Below are 17,489 nucleotides of genomic sequence, written 5' to 3'. Positions count from 1 at the left end.
CCTCTCCGACCTGTCGGCCACCCCTCCCCCGTCCCCACTCCCCGGAGAAGAACCATGAACGTGCTCGTCACGATCGCCGAGTTCCTCGTCAACGAGGTGCTCTCCGTCCCCGCCTATCTCATCGGCATCATCACCGCGATCGGCCTGATCGCCCTGCGCAAGTCCGCCGGGCAGGTGGCCGGCGGTGCGCTGAAGGCCGTGCTCGGCTTCCTGCTCATCGGCGCCGGCGCCACGCTCGTCACCGCCTCCCTCACCCCGCTGGGGGTGATGATCCAGGGCGCGCTCGGCGCCCAGGGCGTGGTCCCGACCAACGAGGCGATCGCGGGCATCGCGCAGGAGGAGTTCGGCGCCCAGGTCGCGTGGCTGATGATCCTCGGCTTCGTGGTCGCGATCCTGCTCGCCCGCTTCACGCCGCTGCGCTACGTCTTCCTCACCGGTCACCACCTGCTGTTCATGGCCACCCTGATCACGATCGTGATGGCCTCGGCCGGGATGCCCACCGTGGTCGTGGTGGTGCTCGGCGCGCTGCTGCTGGGCATCCTCATGGTCTCCCTGCCCGCTCTCGCCCAGCCCTGGACCCGGCGGATCACCGGGGACGACTCGATCGCGATCGGTCACTTCGGCACGGCGGGCTACATCGCCGCCGGCGCCGTCGGCCGACTCGTCGACCCGAAGGGGAAGAGCCGCTCCACCGAGGACCTCAAGGTCCCCGAGTCGCTCCGCTTCCTGCGCGACTCCATGGTCGCCACCGCTCTGTCGATGGTGCTGATGTACCTCGTGGTCGCCGTCGCGTATCTCGCGCGGGCCGGGCAGGAGACCGCCTTCGGCGCCTTCGAGGGCGGGGCGACGGGGGTGGGCAACTACCTCATGCAGTCGGTGACCCAGGGTCTGCAGTTCGGCATCGCGGTCGCGGTGATCCTGTTCGGCGTGCGCACGATCCTCGGCGAGCTCGTCCCCGCCTTCCAGGGCATCGCCGCGAAGGTCGTGCCCGGCGCGATCCCGGCCCTCGACGCCCCGATCGTGTTCCCCTACGCCCAGAACGCGGTGTTGATCGGGTTCCTGTCGAGCTTCGCGGGCGGCCTCGTGGGCCTGCTGGTGCTCGGCGTGTGGCTCGGCCCGGTGCTCGGCCTCGCGCTGATCCTGCCGGGCCTGGTCCCGCACTTCTTCACCGGCGGCGCCGCGGGCGTGTACGGCAACGCCACCGGCGGCCGACGCGGCGCGGTCGCGGGCGGATTCGTCAACGGCCTGCTGGTCACCTTCCTGCCGGCGCTGCTGCTGAAGGTGCTGGGCACCTTCGGCTCCGCGAACACCACCTTCGGCGACACCGACTTCGGCTGGTTCGGCATCCTCATCGGCTACTCGGCGCGCACCGGGGTGCTGCCCGGCATCGTCCTGCTGATCGTGCTGGGCGCCGTGCTCCTGGGAGCCGCGATCCTCATGCAGCGCCGCGTGGTCGACGGCGGCTGGGACCCCTCGCCCGCCCGCGTCCCCGTCGGCGCCGCTGCGGGGACGGGAGCGGACGGCCGTGCCGGCGAGTCGTCGGGTGCCGCGGCCGACGGCCGCACCGCCGCCCGCTCGGGGACGACCCATCCCCGGGTCGCCCCGCCCGTCGGCGCGCCGACGCCCCCGCCGCCGCCCGCCGACTGACCCGGGGCAGGCCCGGTCCCTCGGCGTAGCGACGCCCCGTCGCGTCCCGGGCCGGGCCGGCGCGGTGCGGTACCGCGCCCGATTCGCCGCACGGGGCACGACCCGGCGGTCAACTCCGCTCCGCGCGCGTCCATCCCTCTGGACGGTACGATCCCCCCACGGTGCCCCGCGGCGATCCCGCACCGCGCCGTGCGTCGGACCGCCCATCCCTGCGGTCCAGGGCCGTCTCCCGCGGCCGTCGTGCCGTCGTCCCCTCAGGCGGCGCATCTTCCCCGGGTCGCCGACGTCGTCGACCTCTCTCCCCCGCGCCGTGACCGGCGCAGCTCACCCGGAGGCTCATCGTGAGTGCACCAACCCCGTCCGCCGGCGCCGCCACCCAGAGCGCCGATCGCGGTGCGTTCCGCGGCCGCACCGCCTTCATCTTCGCGGCCATCGGCTCCGCCGTCGGCCTCGGCAACATCTGGCGCTTCCCCGCAGTCGCCTACGACAACGGCGGCGGCGCGTTCATCCTGCCGTACCTGGTCGCGCTGCTGACCGCGGGCATCCCGCTGCTGTTCCTCGACTACGCGATCGGTCACCGCTGGCGCGGCTCGGCCCCCGCCGCGTGGCGCCGCTTCCGCCGCTGGACCGAGTTCATCGGCTGGTGGCAGGTGCTGATCGCCCTGATCATCGCGCTGTACTACGCGCTGATCCTGGCGTGGGCGACGAACTACACGATCTTCTCCCTCGACCAGCGCTGGGACTCCCACCCCGACGGGGCGGCCGGCTTCTTCGGCGAGTACACACAGGCGCTCGGCGGGGCCGACGTGGCGGTCTCCTTCGACTACGTCCCCGCGGTGCTGATCTCCATGCTGGCGGTGTGGATCACGGTGATCGTGGTGATGGCTCTCGGCGTGCAGAAGGGCATCGCGGCCAGCTCGGTCGTCTTCATCCCGCTGCTGGTCGTCATGTTCATCATCCTGGTGGTCCGCTCGCTGTTCCTGCCCGGCGCGATCGACGGCCTGGACGCCTTCTTCCGCCCGAACTGGGCCGCGCTCGCGGACCCGGGAGTGTGGATCGCCGCCTACGGGCAGATCTTCTTCTCCCTCTCGGTGGCGTTCGGCATCATGCTCACCTACTCCTCGTACCTGAAGAAGAAGACCGATCTCACCGGCTCCGGCCTGGTGGTCGGCTTCGCGAACTCGAGCTTCGAGATCCTGTGCGGCATCGGCGTGTTCTCGGCGCTGGGCTTCATGGCGCAGGCCCAGGGCGTCGCGATCGACGAGGTGGTCGTCGCCGGTGTGGGCCTCGCGTTCATCGCCTTCCCGACGATCATCTCCGAGGCCCCGGCCGGCGCGCTGATCGGCGTGCTCTTCTTCGGCTCGCTGGTGCTGGCCGGCTTCACCTCGCTGATCTCCATCGTGGAAGTCGTAATCGCGGCGGTCCAGGACAAGTTCGGCCTCGCCCGCGTCTCCTCGACCCTGCTGGTGTGCGTGCCGATCGCCGTGGTCTCCACGGTGCTGTTCTCCACGACCATGGGCCTGCCCCTGCTGGACGTGATGGACAAGTGGGCCAACGAGTACGGCATCGTCGCGGCGGCGCTGGTCTCCTCGCTGATCGTCGCCTTCGTGGTGCGCGGAATGCCCACGCTGCGCGATCACCTGAACTTCCGCGGCACCTTCCACATCGGCCGCTGGTGGTACGCGTGCGTGGCGATCATCGCGCCGCTCGTGCTCGGCGTCTCGCTGATCATCAGCACCGTCAGCCTGCTCTCGGCCGACGGCACCTACGAGGGCTACCCGGGCTGGTTCGTGCTCGTGTTCGGCTGGCTTATGGCGATCGGTCTGGTGGTGGTCGCGGTGATCCTCTCGCTGATCCCGTGGCCGGCCGGCTCGAACCTCTACAAGGCCGACTCCGACGGCGACCCGATCGCCCCCGAGGTCGTCTCCGGCAAGGGCCTGGTGACCACGCCCGAGGCGACCACGCCGCACGAGCTGCGCCCCGCCGGCCTCTGAGCCGTCACTCCCCGACTCACCGCCGGTCCCGCACCGGCCCGTTCCCCAGGAGGGATCATGTCCGTCCCCGCCATCGTCATGATGATCGTCGCGATCGTCACCGTCTGGGGCGGCCTCGTCGCCGCCGTCGTCAACCTCCGCAGCCACCCCGAGGCGCCCGAGGAGGACTGACTCCAGCCGCAGGCCTCCCGTCGGCCGGACCCGTCGGCCGGACCCGTCGGCCGCTCCGGCCAGCCGGTCCCGTCGGCTGAACCTGACTGCCGTACCTGTCGGCCGATGGCGCAGGGGCGACCACTATGCCTATATAGGCATACTGGTCGCCCCTGCGCCATCTCCTGGCCATCCCGGCTCCACGAGGGCGCCCCGGGCCGCAGCCGATGGCCTTGCCCCTCACCCGAGCCACGGGATCCGCGCGCCAAGCGGGAAGGCGGCGACGACGAGCGCCGCGGTCGCGAGCAGCACGGCGAGGTCCAGCGCCGAGACGCGCAGGTAGGCCAGCCGCAGCGAACGTCCGGCGGGGTTCGAGGCACCGTAGGTGAAGCCGCGCGTCTCGAGCGCCTCGACCGTCGTGCGCACGTTCTTGGCGGTGTTGAGCATGATCGGGTAGAACGCGGTGACGGCGAGGACGCACCACTGACCCATCACCCGCCACCCCAGCAGGCCCGGTCTCTCCACCGGCGCGTGCCGCAGGCGCTGCCCCTCGAAGACGGTCACGTACTCGTCCACCAGGATCGGCAGCATCCGATAGCCGTAGCTGACGCCGAAGGCGAGCAGCTCGGGGGCGCGGAACCACAGCAGCGCGTCGGAGAGCTTCTCCGGGTCCAGTGACACGAACGCCGCCATCGACGCCATGGAGACGGCGCCGAGCTTGAGGTTCAGCTCGGCGAGCGCGACGAGGGTGTCGAGGTTCCCGCCGAACAGGAACGACGCCACGAACAGGCCGATCACGTTGCCGAGCAGGCCGATGAGAAACAGCCCCAGCACCAGCGGCCCCACCCGGGCGAGGGCCACGGAGACGACGCCGAGCGCGAAGAGAACCAGCAGCACGCCGGTGTCATGGGTGAGCCAGGGCGCGATCGCCATCAGCAGGTACCAGGCCAGCACGATCCGCGGATCCATCCGCGAGAACAGCCCGCCGCGGGTGGAGTACGCGGTGCGCAGCAGCTCGAGCCGGATCCAGTCGACGCTGAGCACGTCGTGGGTCTTGCGCGCCATCAGCGCACCTCCTTCGGCAGCCAGGCCCGCAGCTCGGCCGCGGTCAGGGGCAGCGGGTCCAGTCCCAGCTCGAGCGCGATGCGGGCGGCCTGCGGCGGGACCAGCCGGGTGCGGGCGGTGAGCTCGGGGCGGGAGAAGAGCTCGCGCGGGGTGACGTCGGCGAGCACCTTCCCCTGGTCGAGCACGAGGACGCGGCTCGCCCAGGTGGCGACGAGCTCCATGTCGTGGGTGGCGACGACGGCGCAGCGCACGGTCTCGGCGAGCGCGGCGAGCATCGCGGTGACGTCGTCGCGGGAGCGGATGTCGAGGCTCGATGTCGGCTCGTCCAGGAGCAGCAGCGAGGGCCGCATGGCCAGGCCGATGCCGAGCGTCGCGCGGCGCTGCTGGCCGCCGGAGAGGGAGCGTCCGTCACGGTCCGCGAGGGCGGAGAGCCCCACCTCCTCGATGATCCTCTCCACGATCGCCTCGGCGTCGGGCACCTTCCGGCCGCGGGGGAACAGGGCGATGTCCTCGCGCACGGTGTCCTTGAGGAACATCTGCTGCGGGTGCTGGTAGAGGTAGGAGACGTGGTCGGCCATCGTCGCGGCGGAGCGGGTGCGGGTGTCGATCCCGTCGACCGTGACGGTGCCGGCGCGGGGCACGATCAGCCCGGTCAGCAGCTTCATCAGCGTGGTCTTGCCGGCGCCGTTGGTGCCGACCAGGGCGATGCGCTCCCCCGCGCGCAGGTCCAGGTCGAGGTTGTCGAGGACGGTGGAGAGGCCGCCTGCGACGGAGCGGTAGCCGTGGCGGACGCCGCGCAGCGTCGCGACGATCTCGGCGGACGCGACGGGCGCAGCGGGCGCAGCGGGCGCGTGCTCGGCCCCGGCAGTCTGGTCGGCGGTGTCGACGACGGGCGCGGGATCGGCGCCCTCAGGGGCGTCGGCCCCCGTCGGCCGCTCCCCCGTCGGCCGTTCCCGCACGACGGGCCGCAGGGCCGCGGCGGCGGAGGGGACGTCGAGCGCGACCGGCCGCGCACCGGCCGCTGCCGAGAGCGCAACCGCGTCCGGGGCGGGGACTCCGTGGGCGGCGAGGTCCTCGTGGCGGTCCATCGCCTCCTGCACGGGCAGGTGCCAGACGGGCGCGCCGTCGGCCATGAGCACCACGGAGCGGGCGAACTCCGCGATGAACTCGGCGTGGTGCTCGATGGTGATCACGGTGATGCCGTCGCGCTCGTTGAGCTCGCGCAGTCGCAGGTAGATCTCCCGCGCCCGGGCCGGGTCGAGCTCGGCGACCGGTTCGTCGACCACGATCACCTCGGGGCGCAGGGCGAGCACCGCGGCGAGGGCCACGAGATGGGACTGGCCGCCGGAGAGCTGCCAGACGAACTGGTCGCGCAGGTGGGCGATGCCCAGGTGCTCGAGGGCCTCGTCGGTGCGCTCGCGGTAGTCAGCGTGACCGAAGTTCAGGGGTCCGAAGGCGACCTCGTCGCGGACCGTCGGACGCACCAGCTGGTTCTGGAAGTCCTGGTAGACGTAGCCGACACGGCTGGAGAGCTCCGCGACGGACGAGTCCCAGGTGTCGACCCCGTCCACGTGCACGGACCCGGCGAAGTCGCCGCTCCAGTAGTGCGGGACGAGGCCGTTGAAGGTCTTGCACAGGGTGGTCTTGGCGGAGCCGTTGCCCCCGACCACCGCCACGAAGTCGCCCCGCTCGACGGTGAGGTCGACGTTGCGCAGGGTGTCTCGGTCGGTGCCCGGGTAGCGGAAGGACAGGTCCTTCACGCGGATCACGGGGTCCGCCCGCCTGTCGCCGGCGGGTGCCGGGGCGGGAGCGGTGGTCGGGGGAACGGTCTGCATCAGGGTCTCCGAGGTCGGGCGTCGTCGCTCAGGCGCGGTCGGCGGTCCCGCGCGAGGCCTGCGCCCGGCGGAAGAGCAGGATCGCGATCCCCAGGACCACGGCGATCGCGAGCACGGAGACGAGGACGAACCAATCGCCGAACCGGTCGATGAAGTCGGGCTCGAAGGCACCGGCGGAGATGTCGAAGGCCTCGAGGAAGGCGAAGCCGAAGCTCGCCACGCCGAGCAGCACCGCGAAGCCGACGAAGGTGCCGGAGAGGCGGGCCTGGCCCGGGATCGGCTCGCCGGGGACCCGGGGACGCATGCCCATCAGCGGCTCGATCTTCCCGTGCAGGGCCGGGATCAGCCACATCGCGGGGATCGCGCCGAGCAGGATCCCCGACATCAGCACGTCCACGCCGAGGCCGAGCAGCTCCAGCGCCAGCATCGACTCGGGCAGGCCCTCGACGAACTCCGCGTCCTCCACGCCGATCCAGACCTTGGAGAGGTCCACGATCGCGGAGAGGATCTTGTCCACGAGCACCAGCACGATCGCACCGAGCGCGATCTGGCCCCGGGAGCGCGGGTTGCGGATCAGGGAGCCGGCGAGGAACACGGCGAGGAACATCTGCAGGAAGCCCTCGACCTCGGCGAGGCCGGAGAAGTCACCCATCAGCAGGTCGGTGAACACGATCTCGCCGAGCGGTGCGCCGAGCGCGGCCCAGAACGGGGAGAACAGCGCCGCGATCGTCAGCGGCACGAACACCATGTAGGACACGGAGATGTCGACGGGGCCGATCGAGGGGTCCGGGATGATCTCCAGGATGATGTTCGACAGGCCGAACAGCGACATCGACAGCACGAAGATCATCAGCTTCTGCGAGGTGGACAGCTGGACGCTGCGCACCCCGTCGATGGTGCCGCGGAGGGCACCGCGGCGCTCGTCCTCGGCAGGACGGGGAGGGTTCTGGGTGGTCACGGGAGGCTCCTTCGAGAGGTTCGGGGCGTGTGGGGGCGGTGAGGGCCGGCGGACGGTACGGACTGCGGCCGAGGGAGCGGGTCGCAGGGACGGTCGGCGAGGGGACGGGGGACGACGGCGCCGCAGGGGCGCCGAGATCAGGGGGCGGCGGGGTGCGCACCCGCCGCGACGGACGGGCGCGCGGCCTCGCGCACGCGCTCGACGAGAAGGGCGATGAGCGCGTCCGGGGAGTCGAGGACGTGGTCGGCGAAGCCGCCCGCGAGCGCCTGCGCGAGCTCCTCGTCGGAGTCCTTGCCGCCGCGCAGCAGGCAGACGGTGCCGATGCCGGCGTCCTTCCCGCCGCGGCCGTCGTTGACGGACTTGTCGCCGACGTAGAGCACGTCGGCGGGGTCGGCGTCGAGCCCGCCGAGCGCGGCCTCGAAGATCTCCCGGCCGGGCTTGCGCACCCCGATCTCGTCGGAGTACGCGGAGGGGCCGAGGTCAGCGAGCACGCCGTAGCGGGCGAGGATCTCCCGCACCCCGCGGCCGGAGATCGTGTTGGAGACGATGCCGACGACGATCCCCTGCTCGCGGCACCAGCGGATCAGCTCGAGCGCCCCGGGTCGCGGCGCGGGCACGGACTTCGCCCGGTGCAGGGCGAGGGAGAACTGCGCGCCGTCCAAGCGCAGCGCGGCGCGCAGCGGCTCGGGCAGGCCTTCCCCCACGAGGTCGCCCCAGAGCACGGCCGGATCGATCTCGTCGTGGCGGTGCGAAGGGTCGGCGGAGGCGTCGAGGTCACGGGTGTCGCGGGCGCGCTTGCGGGCGCGGTGCCGTTCCCACCCCTCGGCGACGGCCCGGGCGGCGGTCTCGAGGTCGATCGGGTGGCCGATGCGCTCGGAGAGGGCGACGATCAGCGCGCCGACCTCCTCGTCCCGGGCAGGATTCGGGGTGGACAGCGTGATCACGCCGCCGTGGTCCAGGAGCACGGCGGGACGGCCGCGGCGCGAGGGGACGGGTGCGGCGCCGGCCGAGTCGGCCGACGACAGCGCTGCGGCCGACGGGTCGCCGGCGGGCGGCTCCGTGCCCGGCGCGGTCGCCGTCGTCGGCCCGCCGGCCGCGCCGCGCCCGGACGCCGCGGAATCGAGCGCGGCGCGCAGCGGGGCGATCAGCCCCTCCGGGGTCTCGAGCACGAGATCGGGAGCCTCGGCGATGCGGAACGGCGGGGTGTCGGTGCGTCGGTCGCGGGTGATCACCACGGCGCCGACCCCGGCACGGCGCGCGGCGACCACGTCCCGGTCGAGGGTGTCGCCGACGTACCAGGCCTGCGGCAGGGCGACGCCGAGCCCCTCCGCGGCCAGGCGGATCATGCCCGGGTGCGGCTTGCGGATCCCGACCTCGTCGGAGTACACCTGCACGCCGAAGAAGCGGTCCAGCCCCAGGTCGGCGAGGATCGCGCGGTGGGCCCGACCGGAGTGGGCGTTGGAGACGATCCCGAGGGGGATCCTGCGCGCGGCGCACTCGGCGAGCAGCTCGTCGATGCCCGGGCGCTGGTGGTGCTCGGAGACCAGGGTCGCCATCGTCGCGAGCAGCTCGCCGGCGTCGAGGGCGAGGGTGCGCCGCACCGGGTCCGGGAGATCGGCGAGGAGGAAGTCGCCGACGATCTCGGCCGGGGCCAGCTCGCGCGGGGCGAGGCGGCGGGAGGCGGCGTTCTTCCACATCGAGAGGGCGGATCGCCCGGCGCGCAGCGACTCCGCGACCGAGCCTGCGTCGAGACGGGCGCCGAGCGTCGCGGCCCGGGCGACGACGTCCTCGGCGAGCTCCTGCGACCAGGTCGCCCGGGAGACGGTCGTGACGACCACGCCGCCGAAGTCCAGGAGCAGCGCCGCAGGGGCGGGCAGCTGCGGGGCCCCGCCTGCCGCGGGGAGCAGGTCGGCCGGGGAGGCGAGATGGAGGGTGCGGGGCGCAGTGGTCACGGAGGTCCTTCGACGGGGAGGAGCGGGGGCGGCGCGGGCCGGTGCTCTCGACGCTAGGCGGCATCGGGGCGCGCCCCGTGAACGGAGGGTGAACCCGTCGGCACGCCTTCGGGTCCGGGACTGAAAACCTTCAGATCCGCCGGTCAGGACCGCACTCGGCGCTGATAGACCGGTCTCGTGACCGCCCCTGGGAAGCGCCCGAGCCTGGCCGATGTGGCGCGCGCGGCCGGGGTCTCCCCCTCCGCCGCGTCGATGGCGCTGAACGAGCGGCCCGGCATCGCGCCGGCGACCCGGGAGCGCGTGCGGGAGGCCGCGCGGCGGCTCGGCTACGGGCGGCGGAGGCGGGCGACGACTCTGTTCGGGGTCCTGCCGACGGACCTCGGGAATCCGTACCACACCGACGTCATCGCGGGCATCGAGGCGACGGCGGAGGCGCTCGGGGCGGGGGTCGTGATCGCCCACGGCAGGCGGGACACGGCGCACATGGAGCGGCAGCTGCAGCGCCTGCTGGACCTCGAGGTGGACGGGGTCATCGCGGTGACCACCTGGCTGCCGCCGGAGGCGCTCGAGCGGGCGGCCCGCTCGGTGCCGGTGGTGGTGATCGGGCGGATGCAGGACCCGGTGCCGGGCACCGATGCGGTGATCACCGACGACACCGCCGGCGCCGCGCTCGCGGTGCGGCATCTTGTCGCGGCCGGTCATCGCCGCCTCGCCCACGTGACCCTGTCCTCGCGACCGGGTCCCGCCGCCCGGCGCACCGGGTTCCTCGCCGAGACGGCGCGGCTCGGGCTCGCCGATGCGGTCACGGTGATCGGTCCGGACTCGGCCGACGAGGGCATCGACCTGCTGCTCCGCGCGCTGCGGCGCGGCGCCGAGGAGGCCCCGACCGCAGTGTTCGCCGCCAACGACATCGCCGCGGTGCGGGTGCTGCACCGCGCCGCCGATCTCGGGGTGGCGGTGCCCGAGCGGCTCAGCGTGGTGGGCTACGACTCCTCCGCCGTCGCGCTCACCGTCAGGCCGCACCTGACCAGCGTGAACCAGCCCCGGCAGGAGATGGGGCGGATCGCGGCGCGGATGCTGCAGGAGCGACGCGAGGGCCGTCGCACGGACTCCCGCAGCATCGCCGAGCCCGTGCTGCGCCTCCGGGACTCCACCGGCCCGGCCCCTGCCTCGCGATGAGCCTCGATCCCGGCGCGACCCGGCCGCGACGACCTCGAGCCCGGGCCGAGTGTGACGTGCGCCCGCTCGGTTCGCGCAGACCTGCACTCTCAGGTACTCTGATCATCGCTCTTCACGAGCGCTGGAGGATTCGCCTAGCGGCCTATGGCGCACGCCTGGAACGCGTGTTGGGTTAACGCCCTCGGGGGTTCAAATCCCCCATCCTCCGCCGGAGAAAGACCCCTGACCAGCGAGTTCGCTCGCCGGGCAGGGGTCTTTCCGCATGTCCGACCGGTGCGGCCGCGCCGCCGGGGCGCCGAAGGGGGCGTCCTCTCCCCCGCGCATGGAACGCTCTCCCGCGGGCGAGATGCCCAGATATCCTGCACACCAGCAGTGCGGTGGCAGTGCGGTGGCGGAGACGAGGGGGACCAGATGTCGAACACAGGATGGGGAGGCCCGGGGGACGGGGCCGGCCCGCCGGGACAGGGCCAGGGCGGGCCATGGCAGGGCGGTCCGCAGGGTGGTCAGGGCCGGGGCGGACCGCAGGGCGGCGCGCCCCAGGGGCCGTGGCAGTCGCCGCAGTGGCAGCAGCCTCCGTCGCAGCCGCCCCAGGGCCCCGGCTACGGACAGGCCCCCGGCGTGCAGCCTCCCGCACCGCAGCGGAAGCGGCCGTGGGCTCTGCTCGCCGTCGCGGCGAGCTGCATCCTGGCGATGATCCTGGTGGTCGGAGGCGGGATCACCTTCCTCGCACTGAACCGCGGGGGTCCGGAGCCCGTCGCCGGCGACCCCACGACGACCACGGAGTCGGTCGAGCCCAGCGATTCCGAGGCCACCTCGACCGCGGAGGAGACGCCGACGACCGAGGCGTCGGACTACTCGGAGTTCCATGTGCTGGGTCTCGGGGAGTTCCCCGAGGCCACGCCCGAGGAGCTCCTGGGAGTCATGCAGGACAACCCCCTCACCGAGGGCGGCCTGCCGGACGTGGGCAGCTGCGACCTGCCCGCCACCCCGACCGCCCCCTCGCAGGAGCAGCTCCAGGCCGTGCTCGATGCGGCCTCGGGATGCCTGAACCAGGTGTGGTCGGTCGCGAGCTCCGACCGCGGGCTGCCCTGGACCGCGCCCGACGTGGTGGTCTACACCTGGCCGGACGTCCCCTCGTCCTCCAGCTGCGAGGCGGACACCTTCGCCGAGGACGTCCCTCGGATGTGCAACCTCGACTCCACGATCTACTGGCCAGTGGGCTACGGCACCGCGACGGACTTCGAGGACGAGGCGCACGCCCCCGGCGCCTACCTGTGGGACCTCGCCTACATGTACTCCAACGCCGCCAGCTGGAACAGCACGCTGGTGTTCTACCAGGGCGAGCTGCGCAACCAGTACGAGGACACCGATCCGGAGGCGTTCGACGACGCCTGGCGCCGCAACTCGCTGCAGTGGATCTGCTGGGCCTCGGCCGCGTCGATGCAGGTCCCCAGCGCCGCGCAGCCCAGCCAGGAGCTGCGGGACGCGCTGGGCTCGCCCGACGCCTGGGAGGCCGGGGAGCCGCCGAACGACATCACGCCGGAGAACCGGGCGCGCTGGATCGCGGCGGGCTTCGAGTCGGGCGGCGACCTCGCGAAGTGCAACACCTGGACGGCGGAGACCGAGACGGTCTCCTGACCGGACGGCGCGGCCACGGCGCCGGGCCTCCGGCGGAGGAGCCGCCGGCCGCCGGGCCCTGAGGGAAGGAGGACGATGAGCGATCAGCGCGGAGACGCCGTTGACGGCTCCCCTGCGGATCCCGACCTCGAGGACACCGTCCGACGCACGCCCTCGGAACGGGCCCCGGCCGATCACCGCCCGGGCGACGCCGAGGAGACCGTGCCGGACGGCTCCGGCGGGGACCTGCCCGAGGACGACACCGTGCTGCGCGAGGCACCACCCACGGAGGCCGACGGCGACGCGCTGGTCCACGAGGTCCCACTCTCGGACACCGACGACGACACCGTGGTGCGCCGTCCCGGAGGCGGACTGTTCGACCCCTCTCCCGGCGGCAGGCCCTTTCTGCCTGACAGCGGTCCGATCCAGCGCTTCGACCAGCGGCCCCGCTTCGAGTACCCTGCCGCGTCGACCACCTCGCCGTCGGCCGCGCGATCGACCGGCACGTCGTCGCCCGCCGCGCAGCCGCAGGGCTCGCCCTCGCAGGGAGCGCAGCCGGCCGACGGAAGTCCGTCGACCTCCTCCCCCGCACCGCCCGGCGCCCCGCCGGGGATCGACGCGACCGGTCCGCGCCGGCGCGGACTGCTGGTGCCGGCGATCGCCTTCGGCTGCGCGCTGCTCCTGCTGCTGGGCGTGGGCGGCGGCCTGACCGCGGTGTGGCTCGGCAATCGCGATGCCGAGCCGACCCCCGCCGCGGAGTCCTCGAGCAGCTCCGGCCAGGCCGAGCCCGGCGTCTGGCAGCCGCTCGAGGAGGGGCAGGAGCCCACCGGCACCGCCGACGACCTCGAGCAGGTCCTCGCCGAGAACCCGCTGCAGGAGGCGACGCTGCAGGCCCCCACCGGCTGCGAGCTGCCGCCGACCGACGGCGGCGCACTCGCACCGGAGGAGCTGACCGGCTATCTCGAGGCCGGGGCCGACTGCCTCGAATCCAGCTGGGGGGAGGCGCTCGGCGCGGTCGGCGTCGACTTCACCGGCCCGGACGTCGTCGTCTACACCGTCGATGCGCTGCCCGAGGACTCGGCCTGCGATCCGGCGCGCTTCTCCGAGGCGACGCCCGTCGTGTGCCAGGCCGACAACACCCTGTACTGGCCCGCGGCCTGGGACCCCGGCTTCTCGAACACCGATGCGGAGGAGGTGCCGCAGCTGTACATGTGGCACCTCTCCTACTCCTACGCGCTGTTCGCGATGAGCGCCGTCTCGCTGGACGACTACTTCGGGACGCTGCTGATCTCCCTGGCCGAGGAGCCGGAGCGCGCCGAGGAGTCGCAGCGCCGCTACGCCCTGCAGGTCTCCTGCATCGCCTCCGCGGCCGTCTACCGGATGCCCGAGGGGATCCGTCCCGCGGGCCGGGTGGAGGGCTTCGTGACCTCGGTCGACGCGCAGGCCGCGCCCGCGACCGCCGGGGAGCCGAGCGCCGAGGCCCGTGCGGTGTGGGTGGGGCAGGGGAAGGACAGCGAGGGCGTGCTGCGCAGCTGCGACACCTGGTCCGCGGCGCCCGACGCCGTCGCCTGACCCCGACGCCACCGTCTGAGTCGACCGGCCATCGCCTGCGCTGCGGCGCGGGATCCGTGGCCGTGCGCAGGGCGGGCCGGGACTCCGGGGCCGAGCGCGGAGCGGGACGGGGCGCCGGGACGCGCCGAGACGGGCGCCTCCGTCAGAACAGCGCCGGCTGCGGCATCGGGTCGAGGGCGGGCGGCGGCGAGGAGGGCCGGCGTGCGGCTCCACGGACGAGGCGGCGCTGCTCCGGCTGGTCCTCGTCCTCCAGGGCGTCCAGGCCGTGGCGCCGCAGCATGGGCCGCAGTCGCCGGGCGAGCTGGGCGCGATAGGCCGCCGGGGCGTAGGAGGAGCTGCCGTAGAAGCGTCGGTACCCGGTGGCCAGGTGCGGGTGCTCGCGCTGGATCCACTCGAGGAACCACTCCTTCGCCCCCGGCCGCAGATGCAGCGCCCCGAACACGACGCGCGAGGCGCCCGCCTCGGCGATCCGGGCGAGGGCGTCGTCGAGCTGCGTGTCTCCGTCGGTCAGCCAGGGCATGATCGGCATCAGGAAGACGGTGACGGCGAAGCCGGCGTCGGCCGCGGCGCGCACGGTCGCGAGCCGGGCCGCGGTGGTGGGGGTGCCGGGCTCGACGGCCTTCTGGAGCGCGTCGTCGAACACGGCGATCGACATCGAGAGGTCCACGGGGACGCGCCGGGCGGCCTGCTCGAGCTGCGGCAGGTCGCGGCGCAGCAGGGTGCCCTTGGTGAGGATCGACAGCGGCGTTCCGGACTCGGCGAGCGCATCGATGATCCCGGGCATGAGCCGGTAGCGGCCCTCGGCCCGCTGGTAGGGGTCGGTGTTGGTGCCGAGCGCGACGAGGTCGCCGTTCCAGGAGCGACGGGCGAGCTCGGCCCGCAGCACCTCGGCGACGTTGACCTTCACGATCACCTGCTGATCGAAGTCCGCGCCCGCGTCGAGGTCGAGATAGCGGTGGGTGCTGCGCGCGAAGCAGTACACGCAGGCGTGGGAGCAGCCGCGATACGGGTTCACCGTCCAGTCGAAGGGCATCGAGCTGGCGGCGGGCACGCGGTTCAGCGCGGACTTCGCGGTGACCTCATGGAAGGTGACCCCCTGGAACTCGGGCGTGGTCACGCTGCGCACCAGGCCCGAGAGGCCCAGCAGCGCGGGCGCCCCTGCCTGCTGAGCACCCTCCGGGCCGATCTCCTGTCCGCTCCACCGCATGCCCGATAGTCGAACACGCGTTCGAAGCGGCGTCAAGCGTGCGGGGCCGTCCGCTCAGCCGAGGGTCGCGGGTCGCTCCCAGTCCTTACCGCGCACGTGCTCGTCGAGGAAGCCGAGGAAGGTCTCGTACCAGACCTGCGCGTTGCCGCGGCCCTGGATCCAATGGCCCTCGTCGGGGAAGTACAGGTAGCGGTGGCGACTGCGGCCCTGCGCATCGCGCGGGGTGGCCGAGTACTCGTGGAGGTCGTGCCAGAGGGCGTGGCCCTGCGCGATCGGGACGCGGTAGTCCTTGTCGCCGTGGATGACGAGCATCGGCGCCACGATCTCGCCCACGAAGTCGCGGGGGTTGTAGCGCGCGTTCTGGGCGAGCATCGGCCGGTGCCAGGCGGCGTTGTCGGTGGTGCGGCCCATCGACTCGGTGTCCCACAGCGAGGCATGGGTGACGATGCAGCGGAACCGGTCCCCGGTGTGCCCGGCGACCCAGTTGGCCATGTACCCGCCGTAGGAGCCGCCGGCGAAGGCGGTGCGATCCTCGTCGATGTCCTCGCGCGCGATCGCCTGGTCGGTCAGCGACATGATGTCGGCGAACGGGGCGCCGCCGAGCTCGTGCTGGCCGCGGTCGATCATGGACTGGCCGTAGCCGGTGGAGATCGCGGGGTCCGGCAGCAGCACCGCGTAGCCGGCGTCGACGAAGGGGCCGGGGTTCCAGCGGTAGGTCCAGGCGTTCCACGAGCCCCACGGACCGCCGTGGGCGAACACGACCAGCGGGTGCGGCCCCTCGCCGTCGGGCAGGCGCAGCCAGGCCCGCAGCTCCGTGCCGTCCTCCGCGGCGGCGGTGACCTCGGTGAGCGTGCCCGGCTGGGCGAGCGCGTCGGCCGGGTTCGGCAGCTCCTCGACGGCGCCGCTGCTGCGGTCGATCCGCACCGGATGCGGGGCGACGGCGATCCCGGAGGCGGAGGCGATGATCTCGCCGCCGGCGATGGAGAGGTCGGAGAAGGCGAGGTCCTGGCCGGGGCCGCCGGCGAGGCGGCGCGGCGCGGCGTCGGTGACGTCGCCGATCCAGACGGCACCGCGACCGGTGTCGTCGGAGGCGGCGACCAGGGTGTTCTCGTCCAGCCAGACGGGGTCGACCCAGTGGTCGAGCTCCGGCCAGACGGGGGCGGACTCTCCGGTGGCGAGGTCGAGCAGCTCGACCCCCGCGTGGAGCGAGGCGGTCTGCGTCCAGTGGCGGTGGCGGCCGATGAGGACCCGGTCGCCGGAGGGGCTGAACTCGGCGGGGCCGTACTCGACCTCGTTCGTCCCCTCGCACAGCAGGCGCGGCGGCTGGGCGCCGACGAGGTCGAGGAGGTAGAGGTCGGTGACGGCGAGGCGGTCGCCGCGGGAGTCGGCCATGGCGACGAGGGCCTGCTCGCCACTGCGGTCCGCGGTCCAGCCCTCGAGGCGTCCGGGCGGCATGGTGACGTGGCGGAAGTGGAGGACCTGGGTGGGGGCATCCTCGTCCGCGTCGGCCCCGTCGGCCGAGGGCGCGGCGGTGCGCTCGGCGGCGGCGAGATCCTCGGGCAGGGCGGCGATGGCGAGGACAGGGCGGGTGGGGCCGAGGTCGTGGTCCCAGTACCGGGTCGGGAAGCCGGTATGGAAGGCGGCGCTGACCTTGGCCTTCTTCCGCTTCGCGGTGAGCTTCGCGTGCTCGGCCTCGTCGGCCGCCTGGGAGTGGACCTCGAGCTCGGTGACCAGGTGACGTCCGGCGACGACGAGGCCGCCGAATCCGCCGGGACGGTTCGCGAGCTCGCGCGCCTCGCCGCGGGCGGGCAGCGCCCAGAGCTGGGCGTCCTCGGACTCCTCGCCGTCCTCGCCCACGCGCTTCGCGGTGAAGAAGGTGGCGCCGTCCTCGGCGAGCGCCACGGCGCCGACGGAGGCGCTGCCGCGGGTGAGCGGGACCAGGCGGTCCCCGTCGATCTCGACGAGGGAGCCGCGATAGGAGGTGCCCTTCTGATCGAGGCCGGACACCTTCGCCACGACCCTCCCTCCCTCGGTGGTCTCGAGGGCGGCCAGTCGGGTCGCGTCCAGCAGGGTCTCGATGCTCGTGGAGGTCATGGCTCGCCATCCTCGCACCTGCCCGTCGGCCGACGGGCGCGAATGCGCAGATCGCGGGCGCGCTCACTCCCGATCCCTCGCAGCCACGCACCCACGCGCCCACGCACTCGCCGAGACGTAGGTTTCCGCCCCTATGACGCTCCATACGGACGGAAAACTACGTCTCGACCGCGGGCGAGGGCTCGACGTCGTTCGGGACGGAGCGGACTCGGGGTCGGC

12 protein-coding genes and 1 tRNA gene are annotated in these 17,489 nt (G+C 73.3%); 7 read left to right on the top strand and 6 right to left on the bottom strand.

Annotated features, from left to right (window positions below):
* The first annotated feature begins 54 nt into the window (after positions 1-54).
* From DS079_RS09170 to DS079_RS09160, 3 genes are all read left to right on the top strand, one after another.
* Positions 55-1,647 carry a PTS ascorbate transporter subunit IIC gene (locus tag DS079_RS09170; protein WP_126986780.1) on the top strand — a complete coding sequence of 531 codons (1,593 nt, stop codon included), beginning with the start codon at positions 55-57 and terminating at the stop codon, positions 1,645-1,647.
* A 341-nt stretch (positions 1,648-1,988) separates the two neighbouring features.
* Positions 1,989-3,641: a sodium-dependent transporter gene (locus DS079_RS09165; protein ID WP_126986778.1), complete on the top strand. Its 1,653-nt coding sequence runs from the start codon at positions 1,989-1,991 to the stop codon at positions 3,639-3,641.
* Positions 3,642-3,698: 57 nt separating this feature from the next.
* Entirely contained in the window at positions 3,699-3,812 is a 114-nt protein-coding gene (locus tag DS079_RS09160) for a methionine/alanine import family NSS transporter small subunit (RefSeq protein ID WP_082358729.1), read from the top strand.
* A 219-nt stretch (positions 3,813-4,031) separates the two neighbouring features.
* On the opposite strand, the gene DS079_RS09155 is transcribed toward DS079_RS09160, so the two are convergent.
* The 4 genes from DS079_RS09155 to DS079_RS09140 form a co-directional block, all read right to left on the bottom strand.
* Positions 4,032-4,856 (bottom strand): energy-coupling factor transporter transmembrane component T family protein, encoded by an 825-nt coding sequence (locus tag DS079_RS09155; protein ID WP_126986776.1) that lies wholly within the window; start codon positions 4,854-4,856, stop codon positions 4,032-4,034.
* On the bottom strand, positions 4,856-6,691 hold the full coding sequence (locus DS079_RS09150) for an ABC transporter ATP-binding protein (protein ID WP_126986774.1): 1,836 nt from the start codon (positions 6,689-6,691) through the stop codon (positions 4,856-4,858). The genes DS079_RS09155 and DS079_RS09150 overlap by 1 nt, the downstream gene beginning before the upstream one ends.
* A 28-nt stretch (positions 6,692-6,719) precedes the next feature.
* On the bottom strand, positions 6,720-7,649 hold the full coding sequence (locus DS079_RS09145) for a DUF8171 family membrane protein (protein WP_126986772.1): 930 nt from the start codon (positions 7,647-7,649) through the stop codon (positions 6,720-6,722).
* A 137-nt stretch (positions 7,650-7,786) separates the two neighbouring features.
* Positions 7,787-9,601 carry an HAD family hydrolase gene (locus DS079_RS09140; protein WP_126986770.1) on the bottom strand — a complete coding sequence of 605 codons (1,815 nt, stop codon included), beginning with the start codon at positions 9,599-9,601 and terminating at the stop codon, positions 7,787-7,789.
* Positions 9,602-9,778: 177 nt separating this feature from the next.
* Here DS079_RS09140 and DS079_RS09135 point away from each other — a divergent pair, with 177 nt between their 5' ends.
* The 4 genes from DS079_RS09135 (at position 9,779) to DS079_RS09120 (ending at position 13,969) form a co-directional block, all read left to right on the top strand.
* Complete coding sequence (locus DS079_RS09135) at positions 9,779-10,780, top strand: LacI family DNA-binding transcriptional regulator (RefSeq protein ID WP_126986768.1); 1,002 nt, start codon at positions 9,779-9,781, stop codon at positions 10,778-10,780.
* Between the two features lie 123 nt (positions 10,781-10,903).
* Positions 10,904-10,988 (top strand) — tRNA-Ser (locus DS079_RS09130).
* A gap of 410 nt (positions 10,989-11,398) precedes the next feature.
* Positions 11,399-12,418 carry a neutral zinc metallopeptidase gene (locus DS079_RS09125; RefSeq protein ID WP_126986766.1) on the top strand — a complete coding sequence of 340 codons (1,020 nt, stop codon included), beginning with the start codon at positions 11,399-11,401 and terminating at the stop codon, positions 12,416-12,418.
* A 75-nt stretch (positions 12,419-12,493) separates the two neighbouring features.
* Positions 12,494-13,969: a hypothetical protein gene (locus tag DS079_RS09120; RefSeq protein WP_241237605.1), complete on the top strand. Its 1,476-nt coding sequence runs from the start codon at positions 12,494-12,496 to the stop codon at positions 13,967-13,969.
* Positions 13,970-14,111: 142 nt separating this feature from the next.
* Here DS079_RS09120 and DS079_RS09115 read toward each other — a convergent pair whose 3' ends face one another.
* Entirely contained in the window at positions 14,112-15,176 is a 1,065-nt protein-coding gene (locus DS079_RS09115) for an Rv2578c family radical SAM protein (protein WP_126986765.1), read from the bottom strand.
* 54 nt (positions 15,177-15,230) lie between these two features.
* Positions 15,231-17,270, bottom strand: a complete 2,040-nt coding sequence (locus DS079_RS09110; RefSeq protein WP_126986763.1) for a S9 family peptidase — start codon at positions 17,268-17,270, stop codon at positions 15,231-15,233.
* Positions 17,271-17,489: the final 219 nt, after the last annotated feature.

Origin of the sequence: Brachybacterium paraconglomeratum (genome assembly GCF_003994255.1) — a bacterium.
Lineage (GTDB): Bacteria > Actinomycetota > Actinomycetes > Actinomycetales > Dermabacteraceae > Brachybacterium > Brachybacterium conglomeratum.
Note: the sequence above shows the minus strand (reverse complement) of the source record. Positions and strands in the feature narration are given on the sequence as shown.